At 38.0% G+C, this 263-nt stretch carries 1 protein-coding gene; it reads right to left on the bottom strand.

Annotated elements, in window-relative coordinates:
• Positions 1-8: 8 nt before the first annotated feature.
• On the bottom strand, positions 9-263 hold a 255-nt coding region (locus ACODJP_RS14170; protein ID WP_422482599.1), incomplete at its 5' end, for a DUF6670 family protein.

Below are 263 nucleotides of genomic sequence, written 5' to 3'. Positions count from 1 at the left end.
GAGTAAGATTATTCATCTTCAAAGGCTTGTGGATTTTCGATATCAATATATTCGATGTATCCACGGCCTTGAACTTCATTGCCAAAATAATGACCAGTAAATATATAGCTACTTGCATAACCTCGCCCATGACCATAGCGGAATGGGCAGTCAATTTCTGCCTGAATGTTTAAGATAATTTGCTTTGCATCATTTCGAGCGATCCATGAAAAATATTTTGGAAGTCGCATTTTTTGCCCACTAGGTGAAACGAAGTCATCAAC

The organism is Pleomorphochaeta sp. DL1XJH-081 (assembly GCF_049310885.1).
GTDB lineage: Bacteria > Spirochaetota > Spirochaetia > Sphaerochaetales > Sphaerochaetaceae > CAYZJV01.
This window is presented reverse-complemented; position numbering and strand designations above follow the sequence as displayed.